This is a genomic window from Bacillus sp. Medicinal_06, assembly GCF_056711665.1.
Genome location: NZ_JBWYHD010000017.1, coordinates 1 through 16,646, shown reverse-complemented (window position 1 = coordinate 16,646; position 16,646 = coordinate 1). Strand labels below are relative to the sequence as shown.

Here is a 16,646-nt window from a genome sequence, read left to right as displayed (position 1 = left end):
TTTAGCAAAAAAGTAAACAAGATTCTTTTTGTTACAACATATTTAAGAAACGATCTGATACAACACCTGTATCTTCAGGCGTACGGCAAATAATTAAGCAAGTATCGTCACCACAAATGGTTCCAATAATCTCATCCCATTCTAAATGATCAATAAGTGCTCCAAGCGCATGCGCATTACCAGGTAATGTTTTTAACACAAGCATATGTCCTGCTGTGTCTAACTTTACAAACGAATCCACGAGATTGCGTTTTAATTTTTGCAAGGGATTAAACCGTTGATCTGCTGGTAAGCTATATTTATAGCGACCATCATGTAATGGAACTTTTACTAAGTGCAACTCTTTAATGTCACGTGATACGGTTGCTTGCGTTACATTAAAACCTTCATTACGTAAGATATCAACTAGTTCATCTTGTGTTTCAATTTCTTTATTCGCGATAATTTCTCTAATTTTAATATGGCGCTGACCTTTATTCATACATTTGCACCTCACACTATCTCTTACCATAGTTTAAACATTGGTATACTTCACTTATTTATGTTAACTTATAATCGTTTACTTGTACATAATTGTTTTTACAATCATTATACAATTCCAACAAAAAGAGGAACAACAACAGTTATTCCCCTTTCCCTTTTTGTTTTAAAATTTCATGAGCTTCTGTTACCACTTGTCTTACAGAAGCTAGAGAATGATTTTCACCACTCTCACGCTCACCATGCCATTTTAAATGAATTAAAAACTCAATATTTCCGTCCCCACCTGTAATTGGAGAGAATGTTAAGTTTTCAACATCATATCCTTCTTTTATTGCAAAATCCACTATCATTTCTACGACAGCTTCATGAACTTTACGATCACGAACAATGCCTTTATTCCCAACTTGCTCTCTTCCAGCTTCAAATTGTGGTTTAATTAAAGCCGCAACATCACCATTTGGAGTCAATATCGTTTTTAAGACTGGAAGAATTAATTTTAATGATATAAATGAAACATCAATGCTAGCAAACTGCGGCAAACCACGCTCTAAATCAGCCGGTGTTACATAACGAAAATTCGTTCGCTCCATAACAACAACGCGCTCATCTTGACGCAATTTCCAAGCAAGTTGATTGTAACCTACATCTAAAGCATAAGATAGCTTTGCACCATTTTGCAACGCACAATCTGTAAAACCACCAGTTGATGAACCAATGTCTAACATAACTTTATCTTGTAAATCAAGGTGAAAAGTCTCTAATGCCTTCTCTAACTTATAACCACCACGGCTTACATATGGCATAACTTGTCCTTTTACCGTAATCGGTGTATCTTGTGGAACTTTTTCCCCTGGCTTATCGAGTCTCATTTCATTTGCATATACAAGTCCCGCCATAACAGCGCGTTTTGCCTTTTCACGCGTTTCTATAAGCCCTCGTTCTACTAATAGTACATCTACTCTTTCTTTTTTTACACTCATTTGTTACGCCCTTTTTTGTTTTGATGGAATCATTGTATGAATACGGTCCACAACAGCATCTGTCGTTAAACCAATTTCTTCTAATAGCTTTGTAACACTACCATGCTCAATGAAATGATCCGGAATACCCATTCGTTCAATTAAATTACTATGATACCCATGGTCAGTAGCAAATTCAACTACACCTGTTCCAAATCCGCCAATTAAGCAAGCTTCCTCAATGGTTAAAATTGGCATATTCTTACCTAAAAGTTCATGTAAATACGTTTCATCCATCGGCTTAATAAAGCGAGCGTTTACTACTTTCACTGAAATACCAGCCTTTTCAAGACGCTCCGCTGCTTCCATCGCCATCGGAATTGTTGTACCAAACGTTAAAATTGCCGCTTGCGTGCCTTCTTTTAACGTTTCCCATGTCCCAATTGGAATAGCCTGCAATTCGTCATCCATTGGAACACCAAGCCCATTTCCACGTGGATAACGCAGAGCAATTGGACCATCTTCATATTGCATTGCCGTGTACACTAAATGCTGACCTTCATTTTCATCTTTCGGCATCATGAGCACCATATTCGGCAAGTGACGTAAAAACGCAATATCAAATACACCTTGATGCGTTTCACCATCCGCTCCAACTAGTCCTGCACGGTCAATTCCAATGAAGACATTTAAATTTTGACGACATATATCATGAACAACTTGATCATATGCCCGTTGCAGGAATGTTGAATAAATCGCTAAAAACGGCTTCATTCCTTGCGTTGCCATTCCAGCCGCCATTGTTGTCGCATGCTGTTCAGCAATTCCAACATCAATCATACGATCTGGAAACTCTTGATGAAATTTCTCAAGTTTAGATCCAACTGGCATCGCTGGTGTAATAGCTACAATCCGCTCGTCCGTTCTTGCAAGCTTACGAACTGTCTCACTCACAACGGCACTCCATGCTGGTGCAACTTCTTTCGGCTTCACAAAATCACCAGATTCGATTTTATATGGACCTGTTCCATGCCAAGTTCCAATTACATCGCTCTCTGCTGGTTTATATCCTTTTCCCTTTTTCGTAATCACATGAACAAGTACCGGGCCTTTTGTTTTCTTTGCATATTGAAGCGTTTCAAATAGGTTTTCATAACTATGTCCATCCACAGGACCTAAATATGTAAACCCTAACTCTTCAAAAAAGACACCTGATACAAGCAAATATTTTAAGCTATCTTTTACTTTTTCTGCTGTTGCTGCCACTTTCCCGCCAACTGCTGGGATTTTCTTGAGTAAATATTCTAACTCATCTTTCACCCATTGATATTTTCCAGCAGTACGCAGACGGCCTAGAACATTATGAAGAGCGCCAACATTCGGAGCAATCGACATTTCATTATCATTTAAGATAACAATCATATCTGTCTTTTCATGCCCAATATGGTTTAATGCTTCTAAAGCCATTCCACCAGTCAAAGCACCATCCCCAATAATCGGTATAACACACTCTTTCGTTTTCTTTAAATCACGTGCTAGAGCCATTCCCATTGCAGCGGATAATGAAGTCGAACTATGACCTGTTTCCCATACATCATGCTCACTTTCACAGCGCTTCGGGAAACCACATAGGCCTCTATATTGTCTTAATGTGCCAAACTCTTTTGCACGCCCTGTTAAAATTTTATGTACATAGGATTGATGTCCTACATCCCATAAAAATTTATCTTTTGGACTATCGAATAATTTATGCAGAGCAATTGTGAGTTCTACTACACCTAAGTTAGGAGCAATATGTCCACCCGTTTGAGAGAGCTCTTCAATTAAAAACTTCCGAATATCCTCACTCAATGCCTCTAGTTCACTGATAGACATATCTTTCAAAAAACTAGGGTTTTGAATTTGCGTTAGATCCACATGGATCACTCACTTTCGTTTCATAATCTGTCAACATGTAAAATACTGTAAAAACATTTGCAAAACACAAGAAATTCTTCAATATCTTTCCTATTACGCTCTATTCTATCGTGCTTGAATAGACAATCTGCCATCTTTCTCTACGTTCTTAGAAAGCGAAATATGCCTTTCAGCTAAGAAGCCGCCAGTTATCGTCACTTCTCTATCGATGAAAAAAGAGCCGCTAACACAAAGTGATAACGGCAACGTAATCTAGATATATTTTTGCCAATAACAAGTAAAGAAAAACCTTTTTCTACATTTATACCACAAAATGATAAATGACTCAACAAATGAAAACGCTCTTACATTAGTTATTACGCTTTGCGATTAAATCACAAATAGATAATAAATGCTCATCTTTTAATTGTAAAGATGCAATCGCATCTTTCGCCTTGACAATTGTTTCTTCTAAGATACATTTTGCCTCATCTATAGTAAATAACGTCGTATATGTACTTTTTTCATTGGAAGCGTCACTACCAATAGGTTTTCCGATTTCTTCTTCTGTACCTTCTACATCTAAAATATCATCGCGAATTTGGAAAGCCAGACCAATATATTTTGCAAATGCAAGTAGTTTTTTCTCTTGTTCTGGTGTTGCTCCTGCAAGTATAGCTCCTGCAAGCACAGCATATTCTAATAATCGGCCTGTTTTGTGCTTATGAATATATTCTAATTCTCTAAGCGTAAGCTGCTTTCCTTCCGCTTCCATATCTGCTACTTGTCCAGCAACCATCCCTTCTGGCCCAGCTGCTTTTGCAAGTTCAAGAGCAAGCCTTAGCTTTGTTTCTGTAGAAACATCTTGATAATTGTACGCTGTCACTGCCTGAAAAGCATAGGTCAACAAGCCATCTCCTGCTAAAACGGCCATCGCTTCACCAAACACTTTATGGTTTGTTGGTTTTCCTCGTCTTAAATCATCATCATCCATACATGGTAAATCATCGTGAATTAACGAATATGTATGAATCATTTCAAGAGCACAAGCTGCTCCTATACCTAATTCTCTTTCTTTTTCAAACGCTTGCAACGTTGCAAATAAAAGTAACGGACGGAGACGTTTTCCGCCCGCTTCCAATGAATATATCATCGCTTCGCGAAGTACATTTGGACATTGTAATTGATTTGCATAGCGCACAAGCTGCTCCTCAACGAAAGCTTTACTTTCTTTCACAAAAGCATCAAAAGCTACATATGCCACTATGCTTCATCTCCTACAGCAGTAAATGGTTTAAGTTCTCCATCCTCTCCAAGGATAACTGCCATTTGTTCTTGAACATCTTTTAATTTCTCATCACATAGCTTAGATAACTCCATACCTTCTTTAAAATATGAAATTGCCTCTTCTAATGGAACATCACCTTGTTCAAGCTTAGAAACAAGTTGTTCAAGCTGAGAAATCGCTTCTTCAAAACTTAATTTATTTTCCATTGTTCAATTCACGCTCCTCTATGCCCGATACGTTACAATCTAACACTCCATCTTGTAATTGTACGGAAACACCCTCACCAAGGCTAACATCTTTCACGCTTTTTAACACTTGCTTTTTCTCGCTATATACGAGCCCATATCCCCTCATCATTACTTTAAGTGGACTAAGTGCTTCTAGTTGCTGAGCCGCCCTCATAAAAGTAAACTCTTTCGTTTGCAGCAATGTTTGCATTTCACGTTGTAATTGCTTTTGCAACATTTCTACCCTTGTCTTCGTTTGCAAAATCTTTTGAGATGGATGATGCTTCTCAACATAAAATGAGAGCTGTTTCAATTGATTTACCTTTTTCTCTATATAACGTTCTTTCGCTAAAATAAGCTGCTCAAGAGTGCGATCTAACTGCTCTTCTTTTTGCTCGTACACTTGCTTTGGATAACGAAATGCATACGATTTTTGAAGGGTTTGCAGTTGTTCTTGCTTTTTATATAACATCTCTCGCATTGCTCTTTGCATACGAAGAGTTCTTTGTAACACTTTCTCTTGTAATTCAAGTATATTCGGTGCTGCAAGTTCTGCTGCTGCCGTTGGAGTTGGCGCACGTAAATCTGCTACAAAATCAGCGATTGTAAAATCTGTTTCATGCCCAACAGCTGAGATGATTGGAATTTCACTTGTAAAAATCGCCCGTGCAACACTTTCTTCATTAAAGGCCCATAGTTCTTCAATAGAACCACCCCCACGACCAACAATCAATACATCTATCTCTTTCATCTCATTCGCTGTTTGAATCGCTTGTACAATTGAGGGAGCCGCAGACTCCCCTTGTACAAGTACCGGAAATACAATCACATTCCCAATTGGATAACGGCGTTTAATTGTCGTTATAATATCTCGAATCGCAGCTCCTGTTGGTGATGTAATGACACCAATTGTTTTGGCATAGGCAGGAATTAGTTGTTTATAAACTTGAGAAAACAGCCCTTCCTCCTCTAATCGAACCTTTAATTGCTCGTAAGCTAAGTGAAGATTCCCAACCCCATCAGGCTGCATATCCTGAATATAAATCTGATAGGAACCACTCGCTTCATAGACAGAAATTTTCCCTTTTACAAGTACCTTCATTCCATCTTCTGGTCTAAACTTTATATTACGATTATGCCCCGCAAACATAACCGCTGCTATCCTTGCATTTTCATCCTTTAATGTGAAATACATATGGCCACGGCTATGATATTTAAAGTTTGAAATTTCTCCTTTTAACCAAACAGACTGCAGATGCGGGTCATACTCTATTTTTGTTTTTATATAGCGTGTTAATGCTGTAACGGTTAAATATTGCTTTTCCATCTCTCTCTCCTCATAGCCGATTCAAATTATTTACAAGCAACTCCTGCACGTTTTGCAGATTCAACTGTATTATGAAGGAGCATTGTAATTGTCATTGGGCCGACTCCTTTTGGTACTGGTGTAATATAGCCTGCGATATCCAGTACATTATCAAAATCAACATCACCGCATAGTTTTCCTGTTTCTAAGCGATTGACACCAACATCAATTACAACTGCACCTTCTTTTATATAGTCAGCTGTTACCATTTTTGGTCTTCCAACAGCTACAATTAAAATATCAGCTAACTTTGACAATTCTTTTATATTCTTCGTTTTGGAGTGACAGTATGTTACAGTTGCATTTTCATTTAAAAATAGCTGTCCCACTGGTTTCCCAACGATATTACTTCTTCCAATCACCACAACATGTTTTCCTGAAATATCAAGATTTGTTTCTTTTACTAATTCCACGATGCCATGCGGTGTACACGGAAGGAATGTATCTTGACCTGTCATCATACGGCCAACGCTGATTGGATGGAATCCATCTACATCCTTTTCAGGTGAAATTCTTTCAATGATAGCTTTCTCTTCAATATGTTTCGGTAAAGGTAATTGTACTAATATTCCATTAATACGGTCATCCTCATTTAAGCGATCGATTTCAGCTAACAAACGCTCTTCTGTAATTGTATCTGGAAACTCAATTAACTCTGAATAAATCCCAACTTGTTCACAGCCCTTTTCTTTTCCTTTTACATAAGAACGAGATGCTGGATCTTCTCCAACTAAAATAACTGCTAATCCTGGTACAATCCCTTGCTCTTTCAACTTCACAACTTCTTCTTTTAATTGTGCTCGTTTTTTCTCCGCAACTTCATTTCCTTTGATGATTACTGCTACCATTTTAAGATTCCCCCTTAAAGAAATTAAAGTGTGTCTTTTATATTAGATAAAACGCCGTTTATAAAACGACGAGATTCCTCATCCCCAAATGTTTTTGCAATTTCAATTGCTTCATTAATTGTTACATTGTGTGGAATTTCTTCCATGTACTTCATTTCATACACAGCTAGACGTAAAATACTGCGGTCTACAATACTAATACGTTCTAATTTCCACTTTTTTAAATTTTGACGAATTGCTTCATCAATTGTTTCTTTATGTTCTACAAAACCAACAACAAGTGATTCTAAAAACTCATTTGTTTCTTCGCCTTCTTCTAGCGTATTTTCCACCGCTACTTTCGGCTCTAATTCTCCAGTAATGTCCATTTGATATAATGCTTGCATGGCTCTTTCTCTAGCCGTCCTACGTTTCATTGTAACTCTCCTTTATGCTTCAAGTCTTTCCTTATGTTTTGTTATATTATTATAATTTATAAGCCGTCAATTTACTTACTCTTACAGTTTTCATTGATTTTTCAACCTTATAATACAATGATAATAACACAATTTGTCGTTTCATACACGAGTTACAAGGCTGAAAAATAATAAAAAGATTAACTTCAAGTTCCATATCCTATCACAATGTACGTTTTTTGGAAAAACGCATCATCTCTTTTTATATTTTTTATTTTTGAAATAGTATAATAATTAGAGTTTTTGTGCATGAAGAGATGAAACGAGAAAAAAGGTGCCCATTTGACAAGGCACCTTCCCATTTTTACACTGGCTCGATTTCTGTTTTTTGCGTTTCGAATGTTACGCCAACGATGTGAACATTCACTTCTTTCGGCTCAAGACCCGTCATTGTAAAGAGCGCTTGGCGAATATTATCTTGAATTTTTTGTGCAACAACTGGGATGGCTACACCAAAATACATGACAACATAAACGTCAACGATAATATCGTCGTTTACTAATTCAACCTTCACGCCTTTACCGTGATTTTTCTTTCCTAACTTCTCAACAACATCTGTAGCAAAGTTCCCACGCATTGCTGCTACACCATCTACTTCAGCAGCAGCGATGCCTGCGATTACTTCAATTACTTCCGGTGCAATTTCTACTTTTCCAAGGGTTGTATCTTGACCCATATCTAACATATGTTCAGCCATGAAAAAAACCTCCTTTAAATGTATCACTGCGTCACAAGCTCATGCTCTTCCAAGAATTTCGTATTAAATTCCCCTTTTATAAAGTCAGGATGATCTAGCAATTGTAAATGGAACGGGATTGTCGTATGTACGCCTTCAATGACAAATTCACTAAGCGCTCGCTTCATTTTTGCAATTGCTTCTTCACGTGTTTTCCCATGAACAATTAATTTTGCAATCATTGAATCATAAAAAGGTGGTATTGAATATCCAGGATAAACAGCTGAATCGACGCGAATACCATATCCTCCTGGCGGTAAATACATTTCTACCTTACCTGGAGACGGCATAAAGTTTTTGGCAGGGTTTTCCGCATTAATTCGACATTCCATTGCCCAACCGTTAAATTGTACTTCTTCTTGCTGTAACGATAGTGTTTCCCCAGAAGCAACACGAATCTGTTCTTTAATTAAATCCACCCCTGTTACTAGCTCTGTAACCGGATGTTCTACTTGAATTCGTGTGTTCATTTCCATAAAGTAAAAACTTTTCGTTTTATATTCATAAATAAACTCAACCGTACCAGCACCTGTATAATCAACCGCTACCGCTGCTTTTACTGCCGCTTCACCCATTTCCTTGCGAACGTTGGCATCAAGTGCAGGCGAAGGACTTTCTTCTATCAATTTTTGCAAACGGCGCTGAATTGTACAATCACGCTCTCCTAAATGAATCGCATTGCCATGTGTATCTGCCATTATTTGAATCTCAACATGGCGGAAATCTTCAACGTACTTTTCTAAGTATACACCAGGGTTTCCAAAAGCGGTACTAGCTTCTTGCTGTGTAATTTGAATTCCTTTTACAAGCGCCTCTTCATCGCGAGCAACACGAATTCCTTTTCCGCCGCCACCCGCAGTTGCTTTAATAATGACCGGATATCCAATTTGATTTGCAAGTTCTATCGCTTCTTCTGTGTTTTTTATAATTCCTTGTGAACCTGGTACAATCGGAACCCCTGCTTCTTTCATTGTATCACGAGCAACGTCTTTTGTACCCATTTTTGAAATTGCCTCAGGACTAGGACCAATAAAAATTAAATTACACTCACGGCATAGTTCTGCAAAATCTGCATTCTCCGCTAAAAATCCATAACCAGGATGAATTGCATCACAGCCTGTTAATTTTGCAACGCTTATAATATTTGTCAAATTTAAATAGCTTTCTTTCGACAGTGTCGGTCCAACGCAATACGCTTCATCTGCGATTTGCACATGAAGTGATTCTTTATCCGCTTCTGAATAAATAGCTACTGTTTCAATATTCATTTCTTTACAAGCACGAATAATTCGTACAGCAATTTCTCCACGATTGGCTATTAATACTTTTTTTATCATCACAAAGACTCCCTTATTACGCTTTTACAAGAAATAGCGGTTGTCCATACTCAACAAGTTGTCCGTTGTTAACAAGAATTTCAACAATTTCTCCAGTTACTTCTGCTTCAATTTCATTAAAGAGCTTCATCGCTTCAACAATACAAACGACTTTCCCTTCTGAAACACGATCACCAACACTTACATATGCAGGCGTATCCGGCGAAGAAGAAGCATAGAATGTTCCAACCATCGGCGATGTAATTTTATGTAAATTTTCATCTTGAACAGTTTTCTTTTCTTCCTGCTTGGGTGCTTCTACTTGCGCCGCTGCTACCGTCGTTTCAAGTTCTACCGCTGGTGTTTGTAATGCTGTTTTTGCCGCTGGAGCTGCTTGCACAGAAACAACTTCATTACCACGTTTTTTCATTTTTATTGTGGTACCATCTTTTTTGTATTCAAATTCATCAATGTTAGAGCTATCAATTAACTTAATTAATTCACGAACTTCTTGAATTTTAAACATGTAAAATCCACTCCCATATACTTGTTTGTCTCGCTCTTACAGATACGAACATATAAAAACAAGCTACGTTGTCTGTAAAGATACGATTCATTCTACTAGAAAAATCATTCCTATCACATTTTCTAATAGAAACTTTTGCTACTCTCATCTTACGATAAATATTTTCAACATTCCAATTTATATTTCTTTACAATAAATCGAAATTCCTGTAAAAATATTATTTCGCTAAAAAATTATCACCTAGTAATAATACCAAGTTTCACTCGAAATTGGCAAGACCACTTCATAAAAAAACATATTTTTACCAAATATTATTTTTTTATTTACAAGCCGTTCATCCTTCCTTCACATACGAATAGTATGTTCAAAGTATAGTAAATTATCTTATAGTGAGGTGCAGAAATATGATATGGCTCATCTTGTTCGTACCAGCTGTATTAATCTGGCTCATCATTGTCTTTACTCATATAAAATATGGAAAAGGCAATCACCATTACCACGAACCTTTAATTTTTCACTCTCAGCGTATTTCACCTTTCCCTATAGAAAACATTACAGCCACTCAAAAAAGCGAAACAGAAAAAAGCTATCGAAAACGATAGCTTTTTTCTGTTTCCTCACTGTTCACGAATAGGAATCCGCCTAACGTATCACCATTCGCAATGTGTATTTAAAACTAGTCAATATATACATTATTTTGCTGGATCAAACTTGACACCTACATCTTTGGATCCTGCCTCAGCGCGAACAAGTTGGATAATTTTATTTGCTTCCTTTTGAGAATGTTTCGAAGCTTTTACTGTTACTTTAATATCCTCTCCATCCGTTCTTACAAGAGCATCGTTGTAGCCACCTTGTGATTTAATTACTGTTTCAAGTAATCCTTCTTTTGTTTCCATCTTATCGATTGCATTTAATTGATCTTTCGCTCTACTTATTTCTTCAGCAGAAGATTTTGTTGATTTCATCACTTCTTGTAATTTTTCTTTCTCTGCACTGCGTTGGTCTTCCATTTTCAAACGAAGTGCTGTAAAGTTCTCATCACTTGATTGAACAGTTACATTACTTTCCTTTTTACCTGTTTCTTTTTTATTATCATCTTTTTTCTCTGTTTCTTTTGAAGTAGCTTCCTTATTTGATGTTTCCTTTGTCGTTTCTTTCGTCACTTCTTTTTCAACACCTTGCTTTTCTTGTCCAACCTTTTCACCTACTGTCGGTGTTGCAGTATTCATTTTCTCAGGTGTTGTAACATAGTATACGGATAGCACAACTACTAAACTTAGCATTGTTAATAACCAAACTGTTTGTTTTTTTAACACTTTAGTTCCTCCCTAACTCTTTTTTGGTAGTACCGCTACGCGGTGAGATGGTACATCAAGCATACGCGTCACCGCTTCTTTCACCATTGCTTTTATTTGTATATTATCCACTCCTTTTGCTACGACAAGAACACCTCGCACTTTCGGTTTCTCTGTTCGCAGTACAATCGGAGTTTCTTTGTCACCCTCACGTATAATCACTGTTTTTTCATCCGTTGATTCATCTTCAACTTCCCTTTTGCCTCCAGTTTTATCTGTTTCCCCTGTTGTTTGGGATCGTTTTACAATATTTTTTTCAAGTATTTTTTGTTCAGATGAATCTAAATTCACTTCAATAGATACATCTTTTACCCCTGTTATATCTTCTAATGAAGATTTCAATTCTTGTTCATATGCTTTTTCATATTTTTCTATAATTGACATATTATCGTTATTCTTTTGTCCAAAGGTTGGCACATCTTTTCCTGCATCTTGACTTGTCTTTTCTTTAAACACAGGTACTTCTTCTTTTTTCGGCTGAAAGAAATTACTAGAAAACATGAGCAACATTCCAAGTATAAGTAGGACAAGCAAAAACTTCGGTGTTACCTTCCTCTCTTTCTCCTTGCCATCTTTTTCGTCCCCCTTCAATAAGTTACGAAAAAATGAGAACTTTGAATTTTTATCTTTATTGTCCATTTACTCTACCTGTCCCCCCTTCCATTTGAACTTGGATTTGTTTATCCTCTAGCTGCCACCTGCTTGAAAAGAACTCTTTCATTTCTATGTTTGTTTCTTCCGAAGTTTTTCGTGGTTCTTTCGTATCAATTTCAATTGGTTTTACTGTTTCAATTGCATCATTTTTCTTTGGTTCAGTTTCTTTTAATGTCACAATAACTGATTGAATATCTTTTGCTGTTTTTACTTCATCCTTCGTTTCTGCGGCGATTACTTGTATTTCAGACACTGTCACGCCATACTTTTTCTCAAATTCTTTTCCAACTTCTTTTTTCATTTTGACAGCCATCTCTTCTAAACTATATGCACGTGTTAGGGCTTGTATTTCTTTTTTCTTTTCATCAATTGAATTTTTTATTGATCCGTCCGCTACGTATTTTTCTTGATCAAAATTCGCAATCACTTCATTTACATCTGTTTGTAACAACTTAAATAGCGGCGTTAAGATTAAAACGACTAACAATAAGCTCACGACAAATTTGACATACTTTTGTAAATTTGAGTTAGGAAGGATAAGATGCAGCATCGTCGCTAAGAGTAAAAATACGATAATATTTCGAATCCACTCTATAATAAATTGCATACCCGTCACCTCCTATCGCATCATGAGGGTAATGTTTCCCGCGGCAATAATAATGGTAATGCTTAAAAAGAACATAAAAGATACGATAGCTAAGCAGGCAAATACATAAATGATACTTCGTCCGATAATATCTAAACATTTAATAATAGCTCCTCCGCCAACCGGCTGCAGTACTGCCGCTGCGAATTTATAAATAAACGCGATACAAAAAATTTGAATCGCTGGAAAAGCAACGATTAAACATAAGATAACAAGTCCGATAATCCCGATCGTATTCTTTAACAATCCAGAGGCGCTAATCACAGTATCCGCCGCTTCTGTAAACATCCGGCCCACCACAGGAATAAAATTCCCCGTTACAAACTTCGCTGTTTTGACAGCTATCCCATCAGCAACTGCTGTTGCTGTCCCTTGCACAGATAATACGCCTAGAAAAATTGTTAGAAAGATACCGATGATCCCAACGCTTACATTTTGCAAGAGCTTGGACAATTTCGTAACTTTATATTGGTCACTCATTGTACTTACAATGCTTAAGATGGTCGCCAGCAATAAAAGTGGAAGTACAATATAATTCATAAGCAGCCCACTTGTATTCATTAAAAAAATGATAATCGGATGGAAGAATGATACAGATACAACCCCGCCCCCTGTCGCTATGAGTGCTAGGAGAATAGGAAGTAGAGCTAATATGAAATCTACCATCGTTTGAATCGTTTCTCGTGCATACGTCATTACGACATAAAAACTATTTAAAGCAAAAATAATGAGCACCATGTATACAACCGCATCTGCAATTTTGCTAACGCTACTCTTTGAAAAAGCTGATTGCAGGGACTGTAATAACGCACTAAAAATTGTCAGCATAATGAGCGTTCCGAGTAACTTTCCATTTGCAACAAGCTCATGAAATAAATATTTTAATAATCCTATCATCCATTCTTTTATAGAAAATTCCTTTTCACCCTTTACAAATTCCATAAAACTTCCCTTTTGACTCTCTGGTAAATAGCCTCCATACTTTGTGACAAGCCCGTCCCAAAACTGCTTCACATCTTCAATTCCTAATTTATCCAATTGCTGATCCACGACGTTTTGTTCTACAGGAGAAGCTTGTACGACAATTGGTAAAGAAAAGAAAAGGAAGCAAGCAAACAGCAGCTTAGCTCCAAACCTTCGCAACATTCACTCCTCCTTATCCGGTAGGTAAAAAGCCGAGAATTGTTTCAATAACAACCGTTAAAATAGGAATAGCCATAACAAGAATTAAAATTTTCCCCGCTAGTTCAATTTTTGAAGCGATTGCGCCTTGACCAGCATCTTTTGTAATTTGCGCTCCAAACTCGGCAATGTAGGCAATTCCAATGATTTTCAGCAGCGTCTCTACATAGACATTGCTTACTTTCGCCTCACTGGCAACTCTCTCAATCATTCTTAAAATAGAATGAATTTGATCGATTAGTAGCAGGAACATTACACTCGCAATGAACACAATAAACAAAGAGGTAATACTAGATTTATGTTGATTTAGCACAGCTGCTAAAAATGTCGCAACGAGGCCCAATCCGACAATTTGTAAGATCTCGATTCGAACCGCCCCCTTTACTGGAAGAGAAAGACACTTTTTATCTTGTCAAACAATGTATTAATCAAAAATGCAACATGAAATAAAATAACGACAAAACCGACAAGAATTACCCAGTTTGCAATATCCTCCCGCTTTAACTCTTTTAGTACTGTATGAATGAAAGCTAAAACAATGCCGATTCCGGCGATTTGAAATATTAAACCAACATCGATGGACATCGCCTTTCTCCCCCCTATAGCAGTAAAATTACGATAAGTAGCCCTGCTAATACACCCAAACTCTTTATCATCTTTTCATATTGAAATTGCAGCGCTTTCGCTTCACCCTCTTCTCTTTCTAAATGCGTAATACATAAGCGAATATGCTTTTGCTGCGATTCACGGTCATGCTGCCCTAATGTTTCACCAAATTGTTGTAAAATCTCATATTCAGTTTGTTTAAATGCAGTGAGTTTCCAATTTTCTTGTAAACTATCGAGCCAAGCTTCTCTAACTGTTTGCTCACCGCTTTCTAACCGCTTTGAAAAACTTTGAAATATCCAGTTTAAAGGCTTCGGCATTTGTTTTACTAAGCGTTCCGCTGCTTCTGATAAAGGTGTATGCCCATACATAATTTCAGCCTCTAGGGATTGCAGCGCTGCTTTTAAAAGCCTAAGTTGACGTGGGCGTTCACTATACCTTTTCGCGTACGAAAACCCAAAAAAAGTAGTCACTGCTACAATTAACACTGCACCAAATATTTTTACCATACGCTTTGAGCCTTCCCTTGCCTTTGAACAGGCTTGCCATCTCCATCTTTCACCTGGACAACGGTTCCAGGTCCCTTTGCTTTTGATAGTTCAATAAAGCGATCAAACACCCCAAGTTCCATCACAGCCTTTAAAGATGGTCTTTTCATTACATCATCAAAAGAAAATCCGTGAGCACTTATAAAAAGCTGAACACCTGCATGGACTGCCTCCATAATCGCTTCACTATCTTCCATACGCCCAATTTCATCCACTATTAATATATCGGGGCTCATAGAACGAATCATCATCATCATTCCTTCTGCTTTTGGACACGCATCTAGCACATCAACACGGGGACCAAACTCATATTGTGGAATCCCTTTTACGCATCCAGCAATTTCTGAGCGTTCATCAACAATCCCCACTTTACAAGAAGGAATTTTATAAGAATGAACTCCTTGACTCATACAACGTGCCACATCTCTAAGAAGTGTTGTTTTCCCTGTTTGCGGTGGCCCAATTACCATCGTGTTTAACCAATGTGAGTCGTACAAATAAGATAGGAGCGGCTCAGCTATCCCAATTTTTTGGCGCGCGATCCGGATATTAAATGACGACACATCCCGGATCATTTTCACTGCACTTTTCTCGGTAATTACTTTTCCAGCTAAGCCAATTCTATGGCCACCGCGTAAAGTAACATACCCACGCTTTAACTCTTCTTCCATCGTATAAATTGAATATTGACTCAGCTTATTTAATAAATAGATCGCATCCTCTGCTGTAACGACATAGTCATAAAAGAACACTTCTCCGTGCGCAATACATTCAAGCGGTCTTCCGATCCGGACCCGAATTTCTTCTAACACACTATATTGTTCACAGCCTTCAATGAACTGTTTCATATGCTTTGGTAAAACTTCTAATACTTCCTTCATAAGCTTCTCCCCACTATAATTGACTTACTATTTCAGCACCGCAATAAAAATACAGCCAATTCCAAGAGTTAGAAAAAAAAGTTTCAGAAAGGAAATTTCATTTGCAACGCTTGCAATACCGATTGTCATCGTTAGAATCAATACAGTCGGTCCGACAAATGCCAGCATACCGTTTATAAACAATGCTTTTTTTGCATCATTTACATAAAGCATAAGCAAAGCGGCGAATATTTCCGCACTACCTGAAAATAACCGAAGCAAACCCATAATAAGCACAGATGTCTCCATTGCCGCTAGCCACTGTTTCATTTTCCCACCTTCTCTCCTTACCAATTACTTTTCAAGTAACTTCTTAGACTTACTGAGTAAGTCGTACTCCAAAAAGCATATATTTGTACAACCATATGCAGAGGTTGTCTATTTCAGAAGTAAAAACATAATTTTTCACATCACCCTTAACGAAAACAATCTGAATATTCACATCTTTTATATGTTACACTTAGTATACAAAAGGAAGATTTTCTATGAAGCACGTCACATTATTGTGCGCCCGTAAGGGACTTATACGATTGCCTGAATAAGGCTAGAGAAGACGACTCTCTATTGTCAACCACCTTATCCTAAGGGGAAACCCAAGGGGGAGTGTAGCATGGTGTGTAAAGGCACAAGTC

21 protein-coding genes are annotated in these 16,646 nt (G+C 37.4%); 1 reads left to right on the top strand and 20 read right to left on the bottom strand.

What is annotated here, in order from left to right; translation table 11 throughout:
* Nucleotides 1–31 precede the first annotated feature (31 nt).
* From argR to accB, 11 genes are all read right to left on the bottom strand, one after another.
* Entirely contained in the window at nucleotides 32–481 is a 450-nt protein-coding gene (gene argR / locus AC1M36_RS24925) for an arginine repressor ArgR (RefSeq protein ID WP_001032579.1), read from the bottom strand.
* A gap of 142 nt (nucleotides 482–623) precedes the next feature.
* A complete protein-coding gene (locus tag AC1M36_RS24920) occupies nucleotides 624–1,463 on the bottom strand; it encodes a TlyA family RNA methyltransferase (protein ID WP_336450039.1) in 840 nt (279 codons plus the stop codon).
* 3 nt (nucleotides 1,464–1,466) lie between these two features.
* Nucleotides 1,467–3,359, bottom strand: coding sequence for a 1-deoxy-D-xylulose-5-phosphate synthase (dxs, locus tag AC1M36_RS24915; RefSeq protein ID WP_336450040.1), 1,893 nt, complete (start codon nucleotides 3,357–3,359; stop codon nucleotides 1,467–1,469).
* 349 nt (nucleotides 3,360–3,708) lie between these two features.
* Nucleotides 3,709–4,602 (bottom strand): polyprenyl synthetase family protein, encoded by an 894-nt coding sequence (locus AC1M36_RS24910; protein WP_336450041.1) that lies wholly within the window; start codon nucleotides 4,600–4,602, stop codon nucleotides 3,709–3,711.
* On the bottom strand, nucleotides 4,602–4,832 hold the full coding sequence (gene xseB, locus AC1M36_RS24905; RefSeq protein ID WP_241814725.1) for an exodeoxyribonuclease VII small subunit: 231 nt from the start codon (nucleotides 4,830–4,832) through the stop codon (nucleotides 4,602–4,604). The genes AC1M36_RS24910 and xseB overlap by 1 nt, the downstream gene beginning before the upstream one ends.
* The gene (gene xseA / locus AC1M36_RS24900) at nucleotides 4,822–6,180 is read right to left on the bottom strand and encodes an exodeoxyribonuclease VII large subunit (protein WP_336450042.1); all 1,359 of its coding nucleotides are present in this window, start codon (nucleotides 6,178–6,180) and stop codon (nucleotides 4,822–4,824) included. Before xseA ends, xseB begins: the two co-directional genes overlap by 11 nt.
* A gap of 26 nt (nucleotides 6,181–6,206) precedes the next feature.
* Nucleotides 6,207–7,067: a bifunctional methylenetetrahydrofolate dehydrogenase/methenyltetrahydrofolate cyclohydrolase FolD gene (gene folD / locus AC1M36_RS24895; protein WP_017150887.1), complete on the bottom strand. Its 861-nt coding sequence runs from the start codon at nucleotides 7,065–7,067 to the stop codon at nucleotides 6,207–6,209.
* Between the two features lie 23 nt (nucleotides 7,068–7,090).
* Entirely contained in the window at nucleotides 7,091–7,483 is a 393-nt protein-coding gene (nusB, locus tag AC1M36_RS24890) for a N utilization substance protein NusB (protein WP_336450043.1), read from the bottom strand.
* 343 nt (nucleotides 7,484–7,826) lie between these two features.
* Entirely contained in the window at nucleotides 7,827–8,219 is a 393-nt protein-coding gene (locus AC1M36_RS24885; RefSeq protein WP_017150885.1) for an Asp23/Gls24 family envelope stress response protein, read from the bottom strand.
* Nucleotides 8,220–8,242: 23 nt separating this feature from the next.
* Nucleotides 8,243–9,595 (bottom strand): acetyl-CoA carboxylase biotin carboxylase subunit, encoded by a 1,353-nt coding sequence (gene accC / locus AC1M36_RS24880; RefSeq protein WP_174099063.1) that lies wholly within the window; start codon nucleotides 9,593–9,595, stop codon nucleotides 8,243–8,245.
* 16 nt (nucleotides 9,596–9,611) lie between these two features.
* On the bottom strand, nucleotides 9,612–10,100 hold the full coding sequence (gene accB / locus AC1M36_RS24875; protein ID WP_336450044.1) for an acetyl-CoA carboxylase biotin carboxyl carrier protein: 489 nt from the start codon (nucleotides 10,098–10,100) through the stop codon (nucleotides 9,612–9,614).
* Nucleotides 10,101–10,504: 404 nt separating this feature from the next.
* On the opposite strand from accB, the gene AC1M36_RS24870 reads away from it, so the two are divergent.
* Nucleotides 10,505–10,702 (top strand): DNA recombination protein RecO, encoded by a 198-nt coding sequence (locus tag AC1M36_RS24870; protein ID WP_336450045.1) that lies wholly within the window; start codon nucleotides 10,505–10,507, stop codon nucleotides 10,700–10,702.
* Nucleotides 10,703–10,792: 90 nt separating this feature from the next.
* On the opposite strand, the gene AC1M36_RS24865 is transcribed toward AC1M36_RS24870, so the two are convergent.
* The 9 genes from AC1M36_RS24865 to AC1M36_RS24825 are packed head-to-tail and all read right to left on the bottom strand — an operon-like array spanning nucleotide 10,793 to nucleotide 16,284.
* Nucleotides 10,793–11,419, bottom strand: a complete 627-nt coding sequence (locus tag AC1M36_RS24865; RefSeq protein WP_336450046.1) for a SpoIIIAH-like family protein — start codon at nucleotides 11,417–11,419, stop codon at nucleotides 10,793–10,795.
* A gap of 12 nt (nucleotides 11,420–11,431) precedes the next feature.
* Nucleotides 11,432–12,097: a stage III sporulation protein AG gene (spoIIIAG, locus tag AC1M36_RS24860; RefSeq protein ID WP_336450047.1), complete on the bottom strand. Its 666-nt coding sequence runs from the start codon at nucleotides 12,095–12,097 to the stop codon at nucleotides 11,432–11,434.
* Nucleotides 12,087–12,719, bottom strand: coding sequence for a stage III sporulation protein AF (spoIIIAF, locus tag AC1M36_RS24855; RefSeq protein ID WP_336450048.1), 633 nt, complete (start codon nucleotides 12,717–12,719; stop codon nucleotides 12,087–12,089). The genes spoIIIAG and spoIIIAF overlap by 11 nt, the downstream gene beginning before the upstream one ends.
* Before the next feature lie 12 nt (nucleotides 12,720–12,731).
* Nucleotides 12,732–13,904 carry a stage III sporulation protein AE gene (spoIIIAE, locus tag AC1M36_RS24850; protein ID WP_336450049.1) on the bottom strand — a complete coding sequence of 391 codons (1,173 nt, stop codon included), beginning with the start codon at nucleotides 13,902–13,904 and terminating at the stop codon, nucleotides 12,732–12,734.
* A 10-nt stretch (nucleotides 13,905–13,914) separates the two neighbouring features.
* A complete protein-coding gene (gene spoIIIAD, locus AC1M36_RS24845; protein WP_077293892.1) occupies nucleotides 13,915–14,301 on the bottom strand; it encodes a stage III sporulation protein AD in 387 nt (128 codons plus the stop codon).
* Between the two features lie 20 nt (nucleotides 14,302–14,321).
* Nucleotides 14,322–14,525 (bottom strand): stage III sporulation protein AC, encoded by a 204-nt coding sequence (spoIIIAC, locus tag AC1M36_RS24840; protein WP_000020914.1) that lies wholly within the window; start codon nucleotides 14,523–14,525, stop codon nucleotides 14,322–14,324.
* A gap of 14 nt (nucleotides 14,526–14,539) precedes the next feature.
* Nucleotides 14,540–15,055 (bottom strand): stage III sporulation protein SpoIIIAB, encoded by a 516-nt coding sequence (gene spoIIIAB / locus AC1M36_RS24835; protein WP_336450050.1) that lies wholly within the window; start codon nucleotides 15,053–15,055, stop codon nucleotides 14,540–14,542.
* On the bottom strand, nucleotides 15,049–15,975 hold the full coding sequence (gene spoIIIAA, locus AC1M36_RS24830) for a stage III sporulation protein AA (RefSeq protein ID WP_336450051.1): 927 nt from the start codon (nucleotides 15,973–15,975) through the stop codon (nucleotides 15,049–15,051). Before spoIIIAA ends, spoIIIAB begins: the two co-directional genes overlap by 7 nt.
* A gap of 27 nt (nucleotides 15,976–16,002) precedes the next feature.
* On the bottom strand, nucleotides 16,003–16,284 hold the full coding sequence (locus tag AC1M36_RS24825; RefSeq protein WP_336450052.1) for a YqhV family protein: 282 nt from the start codon (nucleotides 16,282–16,284) through the stop codon (nucleotides 16,003–16,005).
* Nucleotides 16,285–16,646 lie beyond the last annotated feature (362 nt).

Coding starts and splice junctions, on each gene's coding strand:
- argR (WP_001032579.1), bottom strand. CDS start 481: ATGAATAAAGGTCAGCGCCATATTAAAATTAGAGAAATTATCGCGAAT.
- AC1M36_RS24920 (WP_336450039.1), bottom strand. CDS start 1,463: ATGAGTGTAAAAAAAGAAAGAGTAGATGTACTATTAGTAGAACGAGGG.
- xseB (WP_241814725.1), bottom strand. CDS start 4,832: ATGGAAAATAAATTAAGTTTTGAAGAAGCGATTTCTCAGCTTGAACAA.
- xseA (WP_336450042.1), bottom strand. CDS start 6,180: ATGGAAAAGCAATATTTAACCGTTACAGCATTAACACGCTATATAAAA.
- folD (WP_017150887.1), bottom strand. CDS start 7,067: ATGGTAGCAGTAATCATCAAAGGAAATGAAGTTGCGGAGAAAAAACGA.
- nusB (WP_336450043.1), bottom strand. CDS start 7,483: ATGAAACGTAGGACGGCTAGAGAAAGAGCCATGCAAGCATTATATCAA.
- AC1M36_RS24885 (WP_017150885.1), bottom strand. CDS start 8,219: ATGGCTGAACATATGTTAGATATGGGTCAAGATACAACCCTTGGAAAA.
- accC (WP_174099063.1), bottom strand. CDS start 9,595: ATGATAAAAAAAGTATTAATAGCCAATCGTGGAGAAATTGCTGTACGA.
- accB (WP_336450044.1), bottom strand. CDS start 10,100: ATGTTTAAAATTCAAGAAGTTCGTGAATTAATTAAGTTAATTGATAGC.
- AC1M36_RS24870 (WP_336450045.1), top strand. CDS start 10,505: ATGATATGGCTCATCTTGTTCGTACCAGCTGTATTAATCTGGCTCATC.
- spoIIIAG (WP_336450047.1), bottom strand. CDS start 12,097: ATGGACAATAAAGATAAAAATTCAAAGTTCTCATTTTTTCGTAACTTA.
- spoIIIAF (WP_336450048.1), bottom strand. CDS start 12,719: ATGCAATTTATTATAGAGTGGATTCGAAATATTATCGTATTTTTACTC.
- spoIIIAE (WP_336450049.1), bottom strand. CDS start 13,904: ATGTTGCGAAGGTTTGGAGCTAAGCTGCTGTTTGCTTGCTTCCTTTTC.
- spoIIIAC (WP_000020914.1), bottom strand. CDS start 14,525: ATGTCCATCGATGTTGGTTTAATATTTCAAATCGCCGGAATCGGCATT.
- spoIIIAB (WP_336450050.1), bottom strand. CDS start 15,055: ATGGTAAAAATATTTGGTGCAGTGTTAATTGTAGCAGTGACTACTTTT.
- spoIIIAA (WP_336450051.1), bottom strand. CDS start 15,975: ATGAAGGAAGTATTAGAAGTTTTACCAAAGCATATGAAACAGTTCATT.
- AC1M36_RS24825 (WP_336450052.1), bottom strand. CDS start 16,284: ATGAAACAGTGGCTAGCGGCAATGGAGACATCTGTGCTTATTATGGGT.